The following is a 16,373-nucleotide window of genomic DNA, read 5'->3' on the forward strand; positions in this document are numbered from 1 at the left end:
CCCCATGAAAAAACTTCAACTCCTCGCGTTGTTTTTTGTCGGCCTTACCTTTAGCGGTTGCTCGGTCTACAATTTTACCGGCACCGGCAAGATTGACGCCGAGACCGTCCAGGTCAACTATTTCCTGAACAACGCGCCACTAGTCGAGCCCGGGCTTGACCGTACGTTTACGCTCAAATTGCGCGATTTGATCCAGAACCAAACCAACCTGAACCTTGTCAATACAGGCGGCGATTTGGTGTATGAAGGCGAGATCGTCGATTACCGCATCAGCCCGATGACGGCCACTGCCGACCAACGTGCGGCGCAAAACCGACTCACGATTTCGGTGAATGTGCGCTTTACCAACAAAAAGAAAGAGGCCGACGATTTCGAGAAGCGCTTTTCGTTCTTTCACGATTACCCCGCGGCAACGCAATTGGTAGGCGCTCCGTTCAACACGGCCGTCGAGGAGATTTTCGAGCGCATCACGCAGGACATTTTCAACGAATCGCTCGCCAAATGGTAAATTTTGAATTGGCGAAGTTTATTCGTTAATTTGCTTGACAAACCCTTTACTTTGAACCTGACCGAATACATTTACCTGATCAACAAACCCGAAGCCATCCACGAGAAGCAGACGGCGGTATTGGAAAAAATCGTTCAGGAGTTCCCGTATTTTCAAAGCGCGCGCGCCCTTTACCTCAAAGGGTTGTACAACCAGAACAGCTTCAAATACAATTACGTTTTGAAGGTGACCGCGGCCCATACCTGCGACCGGAGCGTGTTGTTCGATTTTATTACGTCGGATACGTTCACGTCGGTCAACCGCGGGCTGCTCGACCAAAAACTGCGGGCCATCGAGGCGATTCCCGTAGCCGACAGCGAAGTTGTAGAACATAAACTCGAGGTGCGCGAGAACACCATCGAACAATCGATCCTTTCGTCTATCGAAAAAGCCGGACAAGAGCCAGAACCATCGGATATTCCTGCCGAAATAGCGTCGGAAATAGAGCCGATGGTGCTGTCGAAAGCCGCCGATGAAGAAGACGATTGGAAAGACCCGACCGCAATCGAAGTTGTGGAAACGCTCGAAATAGAAGCCCCAAAGGAATTTGTCTTTGAACCGGTAGCCGATGTGCCCGTCGTGTCTTCTCCCGAAGAAGAAATCGTGATTCATGCGCCTGAAATTGACCAGCCAGCACAAAACCTTGAGCTCGGCAAACCGCTGGCGTTCGCTAGGGACGAACGACACTCTTTTCAGGAATGGTTGCAGCTTTCGCAGTTCAAACCCATCGACCGAAACCAACCCGAGCCCACGCCCGATAGCGAACCATCAGCCGACGAAAGCACATTCTCAGACTCCGATCTCGAGAAGCAAAAAAAAAACGAACTGATTGATCGTTTTATCGAAACGAGCCCGCGCATCCCGCCCGTCAAGCACGACGCCCCGCTTACGGCAAGCATGATCGTCGAACCCAGCATGGACGACAAGACCTTCCTGATGACCGAAACGCTCGCGCGCGTGTACCTCGAACAAAAGAAGTACAACAAGGCGATCCAGGCCTATGAAATTTTAATTTTGAAATATCCGGAAAAAAGTAGTTTCTTTGCAGACCGAATTTTAGATATCAAGAATTTACAACAAAATAACAAGTAATAAAAAATGAGCACTTTTTCAATTTTCTTAGTTTTAATCACGATCGTTTGTTTCCTGTTGATCATCGTGATCATGGTACAAAATCCAAAGGGTGGCGGTTTGTCATCGTCATTGGGCGGTTCGCAAATGTTGGGCGGTGTACAAAAAACCACCGACTTCCTCGACAAAAGCACCTGGACCTTGGGAACTATTTTGATCGTGTTGATTATGTTGTCGAGCTTGAGCTTTAGCGGTTCACTCAACGACAACAGTTCTAAGATCATCGACGAAATTCCGGCTGCAGAAGCACCTGCGGCTGCATCGGCTACTCCGGCTACCGAAACACCGGCTTCCGACGCTGCAAAAACCGAAGCGGCTCCGGCCGAAGCTACGCCTGCAACCGAAGCGCCTGCTACAAAATAATCTGCGCGTCAGACACCCCAAAATGCCAGCTTGTCACCATGCTGGCATTTTTTTTACCAATTTGTCAGTTTGGGCGACATGGCACAATTTCTGACAAACGCACACCCGAAAAACAACAAATCAAAATACAACCATTATGGCATTAAACATCAAACCGCTTTCAGACCGTGTCTTGATCGAACCTGTGGCAGCCGAAACGCAAACTGCTTCAGGTATTTTTATTCCCGATACCGCCAAGGAAAAACCGCAAAAAGGAACCGTGGTGGCCGTAGGAAACGGCACCAAGGACCACACGATGACCGTCAAGGTGGGCGACACCGTGCTGTACGGCAAATACGCCGGAACCGAGCTCAAACTCGAGGGCAAGGATTATTTGATCATGCGCGAAGACGACATCTTGGCCATCATCTGATCCAAATAAACGATTCAACAATTAAACGATTCAACAAAAAATGGCAAAAGACATTAAATTCGATATTGAAGCACGCGACGGACTCAAGCGCGGCGTAGACGCATTGGCCAATGCAGTAAAAGTAACCCTGGGACCTAAAGGACGCAACGTCATCATCGGCAAGTCATTCGGCGGGCCGAACGTGACCAAGGACGGCGTAACCGTAGCCAAGGAAATCGAACTCAAGGACGCACTCGAGAACATGGGCGCGCAAATGGTAAAGGAAGTGGCCTCTAAAACCAACGATTTGGCAGGCGACGGAACGACAACCGCAACGGTTTTGGCGCAGGCCATCGTCAAGGAAGGCTTGAAGAACGTAGCCGCAGGCGCCAATCCGATGGATTTGAAGCGCGGGATCGACAAGGCCGTAGAGGCCATCGTCACCGATTTGGGCAAACAGGCCAAAGAAGTCGGGTCATCTTCCGAAAAAATCAAGCAAGTTGCTTCTATTTCGGCCAACAACGATGAAACCATCGGCGAACTGATCGCCAAGGCGTTCGGCAAAGTCGGCAAAGAAGGCGTAATTACCGTCGAGGAAGCCAAAGGAACCGAAACCTATGTAGATGTAGTAGAAGGCATGCAGTTCGACCGCGGCTACCTGTCGGCTTACTTTGTGACCAACACCGACAAAATGGAAGTCGAACTCGAAAGACCGTACATTTTGCTGTATGACAAAAAAGTATCGTCGCTCAAGGAACTACTTCCTGTGCTCGAACCGGTTGCGCAATCGGGCAAACCGCTTTTGATCATTGCCGAAGACGTAGACGGCGAAGCTTTGTCGACGCTTGTCGTGAACAAATTGCGTGGCGCGCTCAAGATTGCGGCCGTAAAAGCACCTGGTTTTGGTGACCGCAGAAAAGCGATGCTCGAAGACATTGCGATTTTGACCGGCGGTACCGTCATTTCGGAAGAAAGCGGTTACACTTTAGAGAACGCTACATTGGAAATGCTCGGAACAGCCGAAAAAGTCACCATCGACAAAGACAACACCACCATTGTGAACGGGGCGGGCGATGCCGCGACCATCAAGTTGCGCATCAACCAGATCAAGTCGCAAATGGAAACGACCACTTCTGACTACGACCGCGAAAAATTGCAGGAGCGTCTGGCCAAACTGGCCGGAGGTGTGGCTGTATTGTATGTAGGTGCTGCTTCAGAAGTCGAAATGAAAGAGAAAAAAGACCGCGTAGACGATGCGCTTCACGCCACCCGTGCAGCCGTCGAAGAAGGCATCGTAGCCGGCGGCGGCGTAGCGTTGTTGCGCGCCAAATCGGTTTTGGGCAGCATCAAGGCCGACAATGCCGATGAAGCGACCGGCGTGCAGATTGTGGCGCGTGCCATCGAAGCACCGTTGCGTACGATTGTCGAAAACGCAGGCCTCGAAGGATCGGTTGTGGTAGCCAAAGTAGCCGAAGGCAAAAAAGATTTTGGTTACAACGCCAAGACCGACGAATACGTAGACATGCTCAAGGCGGGCATCATCGACCCGAAAAAAGTAACCCGTGTGGCGCTTGAAAATGCCGCCTCGGTTTCGGGAATGATCCTGACCACCGAATGTGCGCTTGTCGACATCAAAGAAGAAACCCCTGCAGGCGGTATGCCGATGGGCGGTGGAATGCCGGGGATGATGTAATTCCCGATCCGTTAAAAATAAAAATCCCGCCTCGAAAGAAGCGGGATTTTTTTGGTCTAAACCAAATATTTTTTACACGGCTGGCTTCGGCTTCTTCAACAACTTCAAAAACACCGGCACCGTCGACAGCAAGATGATGATGATGATGATGTATTCGATGTAATGCTTGAGGTCGATGCCAAATTTATCGAGGAACAACCCGTACAGGTAGTGCCCCGCGAACACCAACGTAAACGACCAAAGGAACGAACTCAGCACGTTGTAGAACATGAATTTCTTTTTGTCCATGGTCACGATGCCTGCAATGATGGGCGCAAAAGTCCTGAAAATAGGCAGGAAACGCGCAAAGATAATCGCCTTGCCGCCGTATTTCTCAAAAAAATCTTTCGATTGCAGCAGGTATTTTTTCTTGAACCAGAAACTGTCTTCTTTCTTGAACAGGTAGTATCCGCTTTTGGCGCCAAACCAATAGCCCACCATGTTGCCCAAAATCCCCGCCGCGGCGATGATGGTGGCCAACAGCGTCACATTGGCCAAATCACTCGAAATGATCAGGACGTTCTCGATCAAATCGCGGCTGTAAATCCCCGAAAGGAACAGCAAACTGTCACCTGGCAAAAAGAATCCGGCAAACAAACCCGTCTCGGCAAAAACGATGAACGCAACGATATACAAACCCCATTCGATCCCGCCTATTTTGAGCGTGATGTAAAATTCGGGGTTGAGCAATTGGGTCCATTCAAAGTTGTCCATGGGGTGTTTTGTTTTTTGAGCCGTGAAAGTAATCAATATTTGCGCAACCCGCAATACATCGCAGAACTTTTAGCTTTTCTTAACGGTTTACATGTGGTTCCAAATCATCAAAAGTGCCATGACGATCATGATGCTGTTTTCGATAAACGTCGCCTTGGTCATCGGCAATTTGAGCGCCGTGCCCAAACATGCACATTGGATCGCCTTTTTGTCGAGCAAAACCCTGGTCACGCCATAGGTTGTGATGCCCAAAATGACGAGCGTCGCGTAAAGCGCCACGTCGGTCTGGAACCGCAGCAGGAACATCAGCCCCAACGCCGTCTCAAGGAACGGGTAGATTGTCGCATAAAAGGGTACTTTCTTGGCCAGCGGATCGTACATGCGGAACGAATCGGGAAACCCTTTCAAATCGAGCATCTTGAAAAAACTGAACACGATGTAAAACAACCCCATGAAATCGAGCATAAAACCTTCGCCATCCCACGGACTGCGGTTGATCAGTACCGCCGCAACGGTGATGTATCCGAAAATCAGGAACAACGGGGTCAGTTTCTTCCAATCCGATACTTCTTCCTCAGACGTCATCATGAGCATGTCGTTCTTTTCGTAGATTTTGTATTTGTCGCCAATCGCGTTCTGCAACGCACCTGTCGAAATGTGCGTTTTCATCTCGATCACGGCCTCCGATTGCTCGAGGCTTACCGTCGCACGGACCACCCCCGGGATCCTCCCGAGTTTGTCCTCGATACCCACCCTGCATCCGTTGCAGGTCATTCCGGTTACTGTATAGGTATGGGTCATGGCTTTCTTTCGTAAAGGCAACAGTGGTGCAGTTTTTCGTAATCTTCATCGGTCGATTTGACCTCGTCTGTATCGTGTCCTACCTTGGCGATGGCTTTCTTGACTTGTGAAACCGACGACTTTTCTTCATTGAGGATGATGTTGAGTTGGTGTGTATCGACATCCCAAACCGCCATCTTCACGCCCGAGACCGAGTAAGCGGCTTTTTCGATGCGTTTTTTGCATTGGTCGCAATTGCCGTTGACCTCGAAAGTGTGTTTGGCGCTTTTGCTTTTTTGCTGCGCTTGTGCCGTGAATCCGATCAGGGCAACAAGCAATATCAGTATGTTTTTCATCTTTGTTTTTTATTTATTTGATTTTGAACCGTAGGCCCGCATAATACATTTGGCCAAAAACAGGTCCGTAAATGATTGAACTGTCGAACGTTGGGCCAAAAGGGTTATCGGCACCCAAAATGGCTTGGCTTTGCTGGTAATTGCCGATGTTCTCACCGCCCACATACATCTCGAACGTAGACGAAAAGGTACGGGTTATTTGCGCATTCATCAAAGAAAATGGCTTCGAAAAATCGGGCAAACGGTCTGTTTCAGGGTTGGTGCCCGTGTAAGGCAACTGCTGCGCGCCCATCCAGTTGTAGGTGAAATCGAATTTCCAACGGTGTCCTTTGTCATCAATGTGCGTCGCGTACTCCAAATTGGTAAAAAAGCGGTGCTTGGCCTGCAACGGACGTTGTTCGGAACCTCCCAGGTAATCGGTTTGGATGTCGTAAAACTTATACGCCGTACGCACGTTCAAATGTTTGACGGGCTCGATATTGAAATCGACCTGCAGGCTGTTGGCGAACGACTTGCCGTCGAGGTTGTAAAACAAAGCCTGTTGCGGCGATGCATACCAATCCACCACGGCCTGGTTCACAAAATCGGTGCGGTACAAATCGAATCCTGCATCGGCACCCATGCCAAAAACTTTAAACTGCTGGTTAAAACTGATGCCATAATTCCAGGCGATTTCGGGGTCGAGTCCGTACACTTTGCCACGCGTGTCCAAAATCGACAGCACGCGGTTGGTGGCAAAAAGCTGCTGGTTCTCGGCAAAAATATTGGCCGCGCGTTTACCTCTTCCGGCCGAAGCGCGAAACGTAGCTTTCTCCCACGGGTTGTAGCGCAAATGCAAACGCGGCGTGGCAAAAACCCCCAAGCGGTTGTGGTTGTCGATGCGTCCGCCCGCAATGAGGCTAAAATTGTCGTTGTTGTCGTAGGTGTATTCGAAAAACGCGCCGATGTTGTTGTCGATGCGGTCGAAATTGCCGTCGATGCCCGACGCAAGCACGCGTTCGTCGTAACGGTCGTAGCTAAAGTTCAAACCCGTCGCGAACTTGTGCATGGTATTGCTGATGATCGAATTGAAAATCAAATTCGAATAATAGCTGAGCTGGCCAATGTCGTAGACGTTCAAACCAAAATACGATTCCTGGTTGTGGTTGCTCAGCGCGTTCTGGAAACCGATGCTTTGGTACGGCGCGTCGGGAAACACATAACCCACCTTGGTCGAAACATCGAAGCGCTGGGTGTTGATCTCTGAACCCCAGTGGTTGGTCGTGAATTTGTCGCGGTCTGGGTTAAAATCGACCATACCGGTTTGCTTCTCGTCGTTCATGTAGCGAAAGTTGATGAAGCTCACCCAGCCTTTCTCGGCATCGGCATACTGCCATCGGTTCATCACGTTGACTTGCTTGCCGAGCGGGTTGTCGAGGAAATGGTCGTCGTTCATGTCGTTCTTCGACAAACGCGTGTTGGTGTGCAAAAACAACGACGTCGCCCATTTGTCGGACAATTTTTGGTTGAAATGCACATTGCCCTCGAAACGCGAATCGGTCGAACCGTAAACGTTCAGAAAAAACGGAATGTCGTTCATGGGCTTGAGTAGTTCGGTGTTGATTTGGCCCGAAATGCTCTCGAACCCATTGACCACCGACCCTGCACCCTTGGTGATCTGGATGCTCTCGACCCAGGTACCCGGCGTAAAGGTCATGCCATAGGCTTGCGATGCACCGCGCACCGACGGAATGTTTTCCTCGGCGATGACCAGGTACGGACTCGTCAGGCCAAGCATCTTGATTTGCTTGGTGCCCGTGAGTGCGTCCGAGAAATTGACGTCGATGGACGGATTGGTTTCGAAACTCTCGGCCAAATTACAACACGCCGCCTTGAGCAATTCGCGGCTCGTCATGATCGAGGTATTGGCGGTAATCGTCGAAGATTTCTTGATGCTTTTGCGCGAACCTTCGATCGTGACACCTTGCAAGGTATCTTTTTGGGTGTCTTCCTGTGCGCCCGCATAAAACGTGACCAACAACAGGAAAACCGTTATTTTCTTATACATAAAAAGATCTTTAATGTTTGTAATCGATTAAAGCCCTAAGGCCGTCGGGAAAACATCAAAAATCTCAGGCGTAAAAAATGTATTGGGAATACAGCTGGTAGAGCGGCGGCGCATGGGCCTCGCAGTAGTAAGCCGCGGGTTGCGACGGCGTGGTTTGCGGCACCGAACCAAAAACGATGGGTTTCCAGCTTTCGGCCAAAAAAGGCGCCTCCAATTGCAACGAAAATGTCTTGACAACGGTTTGCGAATCGGTCTTTTTATCGACCTTGACGAGCTTGTTGTCGCAACAGCCCTTCTCGCCCGCTTCGGTCATGCAGCATGATTTTTCTACCGATTGAAAATCGTCGGTAGAAATATCCGAAAGGTTGTAGGCTGTAGAAATCCCGGCGATTTGTCCGCCGCAATAGTGCACGTTGACCGCCAGCCCGATGTGCGAAACCATCACGAGCAAAGCGAGTAACAAACTGGTGCCTTTTTTGAATTTCATGCGCCAAAGGTATTTAAAATTCCAATTGGTGGTTCTTTACGAAATGTTATTTTTTGCCGAACGTTTCTGATAGTAGAAAGCGGGAATGAACAAAAGCACGAATATTGGCTGGATCAAGAAACGCCTGACATAGAAGATGATAAAATTGTTCTCGTTGCCCGAAAACGTGATCAGCGCGAAAAACGACACAATCAAAACAACATAAAAAAGACCGTACAATACCGCCGAGAATTTCGTCAGCGGCACATCGCGGAACAGTACAAAAATGATCGCGAGCGAAATCATGGCGTTCAAGGCATAGCGTCCGGTAAGGCTACCCAGCAACGCCCAACCTTTGTATTCGGGAAACGTCAAATTCAAATAATCGCCTTCGAAATAGTACGCGAACGGATCGTAAAACAACGCATGTTCGAAAATCCTGACCAGCGCCAGCAAAAACACGAGCAGCAACGCCACGGCGATCTTGAGTCTATTTTTCCACAGGTTTTGCAGCATACAACGAAAATTTATTGACCCAAATTACCCATAAGATAAAAACGACCCCGTAAATGATCAGCGGAAAAATCACGCCGTGCAACAGGTCTTCGTATTCGGGAAAATGGTACAACGCCACGACCAAAAAAGCAATCCGCGCTATGTTAAGCACGTGCACAAGCAAACTTCCTGCAACGATGTACCCAATGGTGGTTTTGGTTTTTCCCGTAAAGGCCACCACAAACGAAACAAACAAGATAATGACACTCAGCGCGTTGCACCCCTCTACAATGCGCGCCACAAACCGGTGGTGGTAAAACATTTTGATGCTGGCTTGCTCCAGATGGGGCGCCGTAGCCACTTGGTTGTCGAACACCGCAATAAGCCACTTTGTTTGGTGCGCGACCGATTCGGTAAATGAATCTACTTCGAAATCGGCTTTCGAGAATTGGCCCAGATACGCTTGGTACACCAATGTGAGCAGCGCATAGGTCAACAGGAATTTCCCGAGAAAAACCAAAAAGGGCTTGTATTTGACGAAGTACTCGGTCACGGCGATTTTTAACAAATTTATAAAATTTATGTTCCCGCGAAGCCGTACTTTTACGGAATACAAATTCCACACCCATGACGCTCGAAGAATTAATGCCCAAAGTAGACGATATCCTGCACCACACCAGCCAGTTGCGCGACGACAAATTACTTCAAATTTGCCACCTGTTGCGCGACAACATCGACTACTACGACTGGGTTGGGTTCTACTTTCGCAACGGCGACAAAGAGGAGCTGATCCTCGGACCGTACGCGGGCGAGCCCACCGACCACACCGTGATTCCTTTCGGAAAAGGCATTTGCGGACAGGTAGCCGTTTCGAATCAAAACTTCGTGGTTCCCGACGTGACCGCACAGGACAATTACATCGCCTGTTCGATCACGGTAAAATCTGAGATTGTCGTGCCTTTGTTTGTCGATGGTGCAAACATCGGTCAAATCGACATCGATTCCAATTTGATCGACGCGTTCGACGAAGCCGATGAGCGTTTCTTGGAGTTTGTCAACAACGGCATCGCAAAGTTGTTCTAAAAAGAAAACCCACCCTCAAAACGAGCGTGGATTTCCGACCTATTCAACTACCTAACTATTTTTTGCTTTCCAATTCCGACAGCCTGTGCAACACCTTTTGCAGCAAGGCCTCCTGCGCTTGGAGTTGTTTTTCGAGCGCCCTTTTTTTGTCGTTGAGTTCCTTGAACGCATTGACCGACGCGACCAGAACCGAATAGATGTTCAAATTCAAGTAACCGTCGTCATCGACGCCCACGGCTTCGGGAAAAATATTTTTCACCTCTTGCGCGCTAAAACCTGCATATTCGGTGTCTAGTACTTGTTTTTCGAACGTTTTTTCGCCCACGTTTTTGTAATGGTAAACGATGGGTTGCAGCTTGACAATTTCAGACAATCCTTTGCCGTAATTGCCGTGAATGTTTTTGAGCCTTTCGTCGGATGGAACTGTCCAAGTGTTCGTGCCGGGCTTGCGGCCTTCGTCGAGCGACAATTGGAATTGTCCGCCGGGCGTAATGTTGCCGAGTGCCGTTCGTCCATTCTTGAGCATCAAAAAACCATTGCGCCGTTCGGTTTGCTCAACGATGCCGTCGTTGTTGCTGTCTATCGCATTGCCGATGACAAACAACCGGTCGGCACCATTGGCAGGACCAAACTCGGTAACGCCCGTAGCCGACGGCGTGAAATTGGCCGCTCCGATCCCGAAAACCGTTTCCCCAAAAGTATAAGCCGTATTCAAAATCCCGAAACCCATGGAATAATTTCCCGTCGCACGCGATTGTCGTCCCCATGAAAGCGAACCCATGCCTTCGGCGACATTAGAAAAGCCCATGCTGGTACTAATCATGCCACTGGCACGCCCATTGTTCCCCAAAGCGACTGAATGATCGCCGCTGGCTTGGTTGCCATTTCCGAAACTGACCGAAAATTTGCCGACATTGTTCTCGTCCCATTCGCCCGCGCTGCACCTTCCTGCGCGGAACGCCGCTTTTCTGGGATTCCAAAAAAACTTAGAGCCGTCGCCGGCTGGAATGGTGGCGCCTGCATCCAAAGTACCTGTCGAGACGATGCCGTCGGTGCCATTGATCAGCAGTGCACCTGCATCTGCCGTGATGGTACGACCCAGGCCCGCGCCGCCAAAATCATACGCCTGATCGAGCGTTCCGCTGGCGAGCGTACCCACGGCGGTCCAAGAGGCCGTACCGTTGGCGTTGCTGGTCATGATACGACCATTGGCTTGTGTGCCGTCGACCATCCTGATTTTGCCGACCACATGCAACCGCTCTTGCGGCGTAGTGGTGCCGATACCTACATTCGTATCGGCGGTCGCGCTGTTGACGCCGTTGATACTGCCCAAAACCAATGAATTGCTCGCCCCTGCTTCGGCTCGTGCTCCTATAGCCGTAGCGTTGGTCAACGCACCCGCCGCCACGTCTGCCGCGGCGCCCAAAACAGTATTTGACGATCCTGTGGTGTTGGTGACCATCGCGGCATAGCCCACCGCCACGTTTCGGTCTCCATCGGAATTGGCTTGCAGGGTGTTGGCCCCCAAGCCCACGTTGAAACCGCCTGTAGTATTGACAGACATCGAATCTGAGCCCAGCGCGGTGTTTTTATAGCCGACTGAATTGGCCGTCAAGGCACTTTCGCCAATGGCGACATTTTCATTCCCGCCACTGTTGGCCGCCAACGCGCTTTCGCCAAAAGCACTGTTGAAAGAACCGGATACATTTGCCAGCAGCGCACGGTCGCCCACGGCCACGTTCCGCGTACCTCCGGCGTTTTCGTGCAAGGCATCGGTGCCGATTGCTATATTTCTGGCGCCGATTGTGGTTTGCAGTGCATTGGTGCCAAGCGCGATATTGTTATTTCCGCCGTTGGTTGCAAGCGCATTGGTGCCGAATGAAACATTGCTACCGATACGCCCTGAGAGAACGCTGTTCCTTCTGAATACCAAATCGGCGTCGGTGGTGGTACCGATAAAATTGATCGACGGATTGGTCCCAGCATTTCCCGCCAGCCCCCAAGCATTCGTCGCCGAATTGACTTGCCAGCTTGCGGTACCGTTGGCGTCGCTGACCAAAATGCGGCCGGCGGCTTGACTGCCGTCCTGAAGTCTGAGGTTTCCGACAACATGCAAACGCGTCTGCGGTGTGGTGGTGCCGACACCCACATTGACGTTGCTTGTCGCCGAATTGACACCCGCCACACTGCCCAAAACAAGCGTATTGCTCGCGCCTGCAACGGCATAATTCCCGACGGCGGTGGCATTGGTCAACCCATCTGCGGCGACATCGGAAAAATAGCCGATGGCGGTATTGTGATTGCCGGTAAGGTTGCCGTCGAGCGCGCGGCGGCCAACGGCGGTGTTGTAGCTGCCGCTGCTGTTGTCGAGCAATGCTTGGCGTCCGATGGCGGTGTTTTGGTTGCCCGCGAGGTTGTTGCGCAGCGATTGGTATCCGTAGGCGGCATTCGATTCGCCCGAGAGATTTTCGAACATCGATGCGCGCCCGAAAGCTGAGTCGTAATAGCCATCTGCATTGTTCTGCAGCGCGGCATAACCTACCGCTGTATTTTCATAGCCCGTGGTACTATTCGAAAGGGCCATTGCTCCTATAGCAGTATTGAAATTTCCGGTAGCTCCCGAATTGGACAATGCCGCAAACCCGAATGTGGTGTTCGTTTCTCCGAGGCGCCCTGAAAGTATGCCGCCACGCCTAAAACGCACGTCGGTGAGATCGGTGGTGCCGATAAAATTGGCGCTCGTGATTCCGGAATTGCCCGACAATCCCCAACTCGGAAACGGTGTGACGGGTTTCCAAAGCGCGGGATTGTTGTCCCAATAATAAAAACCAGGCAGTTGCGTCCCGAAACCGTTGTTCATGAATACCAGCATGCCGTGTTGGGCAATCGTAGGATTGGTGGTGGGGAACGCATTGATCCGGGGAATCAAAATCCCGTCGGTGTTGGAGGGGGCGGCGGGATTGCTCGCGCGGATGTCGAGTTGGGCCTGTGGCGAAACGGTGTTGACGCCGACCTGCGCAAAAACAGGAATGGCGAAAAGCAGGACGAGTAAGTGTAGTCTCATGGGATTTTACTTTGCGGTAAAATTCTGACTTTATGATTGTGGGCGCAATACGATTATGGGCGTAGGGCTTTATTGTTATTGTTTATTGTTTATTGTTTATTTTCAGTGAATTACAAAAAATTTCGCTTGTAGACATTGTTACTTTGGGATTGAAAAATACGCCAAAGCGCGTAGGGACGTTTTGCGAAGATTGACATGCCCGTGTGGATGCGTTAGCGATAGAGGCAGGCACCGCGTGCGGCCGATAGCGCGGCCGCGGCCAACAAACGCAAAACGAGGCAGAAAACTTGTTCCGCGGAAACGCCCCAAAAAAAATTGATTTCGACAAACGACATTTAAAACATTTGCAATTCCAAAAAATAAAATTACCTTTGCGCACGAATTCGGAAAGTCCGGGTTCCTACATAATAATCATTTTAACAATATTAGCATGTACTTAACATCAGAAGTAAAAGCTGAGATCTTCGCTAAACACGGAGGAAAAGCAGAGAACACAGGCTCTGCAGAAGGACAAATCGCTTTGTTCACATTCAGGATCAACCACTTGACCGAGCACTTGAAAAAGAACCGTCACGATTACAACACCGAGCGCTCACTCGTGAAGTTGGTAGGTAAAAGAAGAAGCCTTCTCGACTACCTGAAAAAGACTGAAATCAACAGATATCGCGAGATCATCAAAGAATTGAATATCAGAAAATAATCAAGAAGAGGTGCCAGCGCGCCTCTTTTTGTTTTTACGTTCTTACAAAATACGCCGAATCCGAGAGGACGGGCGAACCGAAAAAAAGTAATGGTTTTTCATTGGGTTTTAGATAACTACGCAACAACTACAACAACTACAACACAACTAAAACCCATTGTTTAATCATCAAAAATAACTTATGATTCCACAAGTTACGAAGGAAGTAATCGATTTGGGAGATGGCAGAAGCATCTCGATCGAGACCGGAAAATTGGCCAAACAAGCCGACGGTTCAGTAGTAGTACGCATGGGAGACGCTATGTTGCTCGGCACCGTAGTCTCTGCCCGTAAAGCAAGTCCAGGCGTGGACTTTTTACCACTCACGGTAGATTACCGTGAAAAATTTGCCGCAGCGGGCCGTTTCCCGGGCGGATTCTTTAAGCGCGAGGCGCGTCCATCAGACAAAGAGGTTTTGACCATGCGTTTGGTAGACCGCGTATTGCGTCCGTTGTTCCCCGATGATTACCATGCCGAAACGCAGGTGATGATCCAACTCATGTCGCACGACGAAACCGTAATCCCTGATGCATTGGCCGGTTTGGCTGCATCGACGGCTTTGGCTTTGTCTGACATTCCGTTCGAAACGTTGATTTCTGAAGTGCGTGTGGCGCGCGTTGACGGACAATTCGTCATCAACCCAAGCCCGGAGCAATTGGCGCTTTCAGACATCGACATGATGATCGGTGCGTCCGAAGATTCGATTGCGATGGTCGAAGGCGAGATGAAAGAAATCTCGGAGAAAGAAATGGTCGAGGCGATCAAATTCGCACACGAAGCCATCAAGGTCCAGATCGCAGCGCAAAAAAGATTGCAGGCGGCTTTCGGCAAGAAAGACATCCGCGAGTATGAAGAAGAGCGCACCGACGACGACATCAAGAAAAAAGTATACGATTTGTCATACGGCCAATACTACGCCATCGCGCAGGAAGCTTCGGCCAAGCACGAACGTTCAGAGAAATTCAGCGCCGTAAAGGACGAAGTACTCGCTGCGTTTACCGAAGAAGAATTGCTCGAAAACGGGGATTTGGTTTCGAAATATTTGTACAAGTCACAAAAAGAAGCCGTCCGCAACGTCATCCTCGATTTGGGATTGCGTCTTGACGGTCGTAAGACTACCGAGATTCGTCCGATTTGGTGCGAAATCGACTACTTGCCACGCGCACACGGTTCGGCCGTATTTACCCGTGGCGAAACCCAGGCTTTGGCTACGGTCACTTTGGGAACGTCACGCGAGGCGAACATCATCGATGCGCCGAGCGAGCAAGGCGAAGAAAGATTCTACTTGCACTACAACTTCCCGCCGTTCTCTACCGGTGAAGCAAGACCTTTGAGAGGTACTTCACGCCGTGAGGTGGGTCACGGGAACCTGGCGCAACGTGCCTTGAAAAACATGATTTCTGAAGAAAATCCGTATACGGTTCGTGTGGTTTCTGAAGTTTTGGAATCGAACGGTTCGTCTTCGATGGCTACGGTTTGTGCCGGAACTTTGGCGCTCATGGACGCGGGTGTGAAAATGTCGAAACCGGTTTCTGGTATTGCGATGGGATTGATCACAGACGGCGAAAGATTTGCCGTTTTGTCGGACATCTTGGGCGACGAGGATCACTTGGGCGACATGGACTTCAAGGTAACCGGTACCGCCGACGGTATCACCGCTTGCCAGATGGACATCAAAATCGACGGTTTGCGTTACGACATCATGGAACAAGCGCTCGACCAGGCACGCGATGGCCGTTTGCACATTTTGGGCAAATTGACCGAAGTGATCGAAACGCCGCGCGAAGATGTGAAACGTCACGCTCCGAAGATCATCATGGCTTCTATCCCATCAGACTTGATCGGCGCGTTCATCGGACCAGGTGGAAAAGTCATCCAGGAATTGCAGAAGAACTCTGGCACTACAATCGTAGTTACAGAAGCCGACAACTTGGGTATGATCGAAATCTTGGGTACTTCTCCAGAAGGCATCGATATGGTTCTCAAGAAAATCGACTCTTTGGTGTTCAAACCGCAAATCGGAGAGATTTACAAAGTGAAAGTCATCAAGATCATGGATTTTGGCGCGGTCGTAGAATACATGGACGCTCCAGGAAACGAAATCTTGCTCCACGTATCTGAACTTGCTTGGGAACGTACCGAAAATGTTACCGATTTGGTAAACATGGGCGACGAATTCGAAGTGAAATACATGGGCATCGATCCGAAGACGAGAAAAGAGCGCGTGTCTAAGAAAGCGCTGACGCCACGTCCACCACGCGACGAGAATGCACCGCGTCCGGAAAGACGTGACGGCGACCGCGGACCAAGACGCGACGACCGTGGCCCAAGACGTGACGACAGACGTCGTGACGACCGTGGCCCACGTCCGGAAAGAAGGGAAAACAATGAAAACAAAGAATCCGGCGAGTCAGCTCCGCAGGAATAATCATTTTCTTTCCAAATAGTAAAAACCCGATCAATCA

16 protein-coding genes are annotated in these 16,373 nt (G+C 50.3%); 8 read left to right on the forward strand and 8 right to left on the reverse strand.

Translation table 11 applies throughout. The annotated features are described in order from the left end of the window. Window positions 1-4: 4 nt before the first annotated feature. From BLP55_RS09960 to groL, 5 genes are all read left to right on the forward strand, one after another. The gene (locus BLP55_RS09960) at window positions 5-508 is read left to right on the forward strand and encodes an LptE family protein (protein WP_091142999.1); all 504 of its coding nucleotides are present in this window, start codon (window positions 5-7) and stop codon (window positions 506-508) included. A gap of 51 nt (window positions 509-559) precedes the next feature. Beyond that, complete coding sequence (locus tag BLP55_RS09965; RefSeq protein ID WP_091143003.1) at window positions 560-1,639, forward strand: tetratricopeptide repeat protein; 1,080 nt, start codon at window positions 560-562, stop codon at window positions 1,637-1,639. A gap of 6 nt (window positions 1,640-1,645) precedes the next feature. Beyond that, window positions 1,646-2,041 carry a preprotein translocase subunit SecG gene (gene secG, locus BLP55_RS09970; RefSeq protein WP_091143007.1) on the forward strand — a complete coding sequence of 132 codons (396 nt, stop codon included), beginning with the start codon at window positions 1,646-1,648 and terminating at the stop codon, window positions 2,039-2,041. A gap of 136 nt (window positions 2,042-2,177) precedes the next feature. Further along, complete coding sequence (locus BLP55_RS09975) at window positions 2,178-2,453, forward strand: co-chaperone GroES (protein WP_091143011.1); 276 nt, start codon at window positions 2,178-2,180, stop codon at window positions 2,451-2,453. Window positions 2,454-2,493: 40 nt separating this feature from the next. Beyond that, the gene (gene groL / locus BLP55_RS09980) at window positions 2,494-4,125 is read left to right on the forward strand and encodes a chaperonin GroEL (protein ID WP_091143015.1); all 1,632 of its coding nucleotides are present in this window, start codon (window positions 2,494-2,496) and stop codon (window positions 4,123-4,125) included. A 72-nt stretch (window positions 4,126-4,197) separates the two neighbouring features. Here groL and BLP55_RS09985 read toward each other — a convergent pair whose 3' ends face one another. The 7 genes from BLP55_RS09985 to xrtF form a co-directional block, all read right to left on the reverse strand. Continuing rightward, a complete protein-coding gene (locus BLP55_RS09985) occupies window positions 4,198-4,878 on the reverse strand; it encodes a DedA family protein (RefSeq protein WP_091143017.1) in 681 nt (226 codons plus the stop codon). 87 nt (window positions 4,879-4,965) lie between these two features. Next, on the reverse strand, window positions 4,966-5,679 hold the full coding sequence (locus BLP55_RS09990; RefSeq protein WP_091143020.1) for a heavy-metal-associated domain-containing protein: 714 nt from the start codon (window positions 5,677-5,679) through the stop codon (window positions 4,966-4,968). Beyond that, entirely contained in the window at window positions 5,676-6,014 is a 339-nt protein-coding gene (locus BLP55_RS09995; RefSeq protein ID WP_091143024.1) for a heavy-metal-associated domain-containing protein, read from the reverse strand. Before BLP55_RS09995 ends, BLP55_RS09990 begins: the two co-directional genes overlap by 4 nt. Window positions 6,015-6,027: 13 nt before the next feature. After that, window positions 6,028-8,061: a TonB-dependent receptor plug domain-containing protein gene (locus BLP55_RS10000; protein ID WP_091143028.1), complete on the reverse strand. Its 2,034-nt coding sequence runs from the start codon at window positions 8,059-8,061 to the stop codon at window positions 6,028-6,030. A 64-nt stretch (window positions 8,062-8,125) separates the two neighbouring features. Continuing rightward, on the reverse strand, window positions 8,126-8,548 hold the full coding sequence (locus BLP55_RS10005) for an HYC_CC_PP family protein (RefSeq protein ID WP_091143030.1): 423 nt from the start codon (window positions 8,546-8,548) through the stop codon (window positions 8,126-8,128). Between the two features lie 36 nt (window positions 8,549-8,584). Continuing rightward, window positions 8,585-9,043, reverse strand: coding sequence for an exosortase F system-associated membrane protein (locus BLP55_RS10010; protein WP_091143035.1), 459 nt, complete (start codon window positions 9,041-9,043; stop codon window positions 8,585-8,587). After that, complete coding sequence (gene xrtF / locus BLP55_RS10015) at window positions 9,018-9,590, reverse strand: exosortase family protein XrtF (protein WP_394331919.1); 573 nt, start codon at window positions 9,588-9,590, stop codon at window positions 9,018-9,020. The genes BLP55_RS10010 and xrtF overlap by 26 nt, the downstream gene beginning before the upstream one ends. A gap of 59 nt (window positions 9,591-9,649) precedes the next feature. Here xrtF and BLP55_RS10020 point away from each other — a divergent pair, with 59 nt between their 5' ends. Next, a complete protein-coding gene (locus BLP55_RS10020; protein ID WP_091143038.1) occupies window positions 9,650-10,105 on the forward strand; it encodes a GAF domain-containing protein in 456 nt (151 codons plus the stop codon). Between the two features lie 55 nt (window positions 10,106-10,160). Here the strand turns inward: BLP55_RS10020 and BLP55_RS10025 are convergent, their stop codons facing one another. Beyond that, the gene (locus BLP55_RS10025; RefSeq protein WP_091143042.1) at window positions 10,161-13,169 is read right to left on the reverse strand and encodes a tail fiber domain-containing protein; all 3,009 of its coding nucleotides are present in this window, start codon (window positions 13,167-13,169) and stop codon (window positions 10,161-10,163) included. A 430-nt stretch (window positions 13,170-13,599) separates the two neighbouring features. On the opposite strand from BLP55_RS10025, the gene rpsO reads away from it, so the two are divergent. After that, window positions 13,600-13,869 (forward strand): 30S ribosomal protein S15, encoded by a 270-nt coding sequence (rpsO, locus tag BLP55_RS10030; protein WP_091143045.1) that lies wholly within the window; start codon window positions 13,600-13,602, stop codon window positions 13,867-13,869. A 181-nt stretch (window positions 13,870-14,050) separates the two neighbouring features. Then, window positions 14,051-16,336 (forward strand): polyribonucleotide nucleotidyltransferase, encoded by a 2,286-nt coding sequence (locus tag BLP55_RS10035; RefSeq protein WP_091143049.1) that lies wholly within the window; start codon window positions 14,051-14,053, stop codon window positions 16,334-16,336. Window positions 16,337-16,373: the final 37 nt, after the last annotated feature.

The sequence above is a fragment of the Flavobacterium caeni genome, assembly GCF_900101895.1.
Lineage (GTDB): Bacteria > Bacteroidota > Bacteroidia > Flavobacteriales > Flavobacteriaceae > Flavobacterium > Flavobacterium caeni.

Excerpts from the sequence above, each read along its gene's own strand:
- BLP55_RS09960 (WP_091142999.1), top strand. The coding sequence starts at position 5 with ATGAAAAAACTTCAACTCCTCGCGTTGTTTTTTGTCGGCCTTACCTTT.
- secG (WP_091143007.1), top strand. The coding sequence starts at position 1,646 with ATGAGCACTTTTTCAATTTTCTTAGTTTTAATCACGATCGTTTGTTTC.
- BLP55_RS09975 (WP_091143011.1), top strand. The coding sequence starts at position 2,178 with ATGGCATTAAACATCAAACCGCTTTCAGACCGTGTCTTGATCGAACCT.
- groL (WP_091143015.1), top strand. The coding sequence starts at position 2,494 with ATGGCAAAAGACATTAAATTCGATATTGAAGCACGCGACGGACTCAAG.
- BLP55_RS09985 (WP_091143017.1), bottom strand. The coding sequence starts at position 4,878 with ATGGACAACTTTGAATGGACCCAATTGCTCAACCCCGAATTTTACATC.
- BLP55_RS09990 (WP_091143020.1), bottom strand. The coding sequence starts at position 5,679 with ATGACCCATACCTATACAGTAACCGGAATGACCTGCAACGGATGCAGG.
- BLP55_RS09995 (WP_091143024.1), bottom strand. The coding sequence starts at position 6,014 with ATGAAAAACATACTGATATTGCTTGTTGCCCTGATCGGATTCACGGCA.
- BLP55_RS10000 (WP_091143028.1), bottom strand. The coding sequence starts at position 8,061 with ATGTATAAGAAAATAACGGTTTTCCTGTTGTTGGTCACGTTTTATGCG.
- BLP55_RS10005 (WP_091143030.1), bottom strand. The coding sequence starts at position 8,548 with ATGAAATTCAAAAAAGGCACCAGTTTGTTACTCGCTTTGCTCGTGATG.
- BLP55_RS10010 (WP_091143035.1), bottom strand. The coding sequence starts at position 9,043 with ATGCTGCAAAACCTGTGGAAAAATAGACTCAAGATCGCCGTGGCGTTG.
- BLP55_RS10020 (WP_091143038.1), top strand. The coding sequence starts at position 9,650 with ATGACGCTCGAAGAATTAATGCCCAAAGTAGACGATATCCTGCACCAC.
- BLP55_RS10025 (WP_091143042.1), bottom strand. The coding sequence starts at position 13,169 with ATGAGACTACACTTACTCGTCCTGCTTTTCGCCATTCCTGTTTTTGCG.
- rpsO (WP_091143045.1), top strand. The coding sequence starts at position 13,600 with ATGTACTTAACATCAGAAGTAAAAGCTGAGATCTTCGCTAAACACGGA.
- BLP55_RS10035 (WP_091143049.1), top strand. The coding sequence starts at position 14,051 with ATGATTCCACAAGTTACGAAGGAAGTAATCGATTTGGGAGATGGCAGA.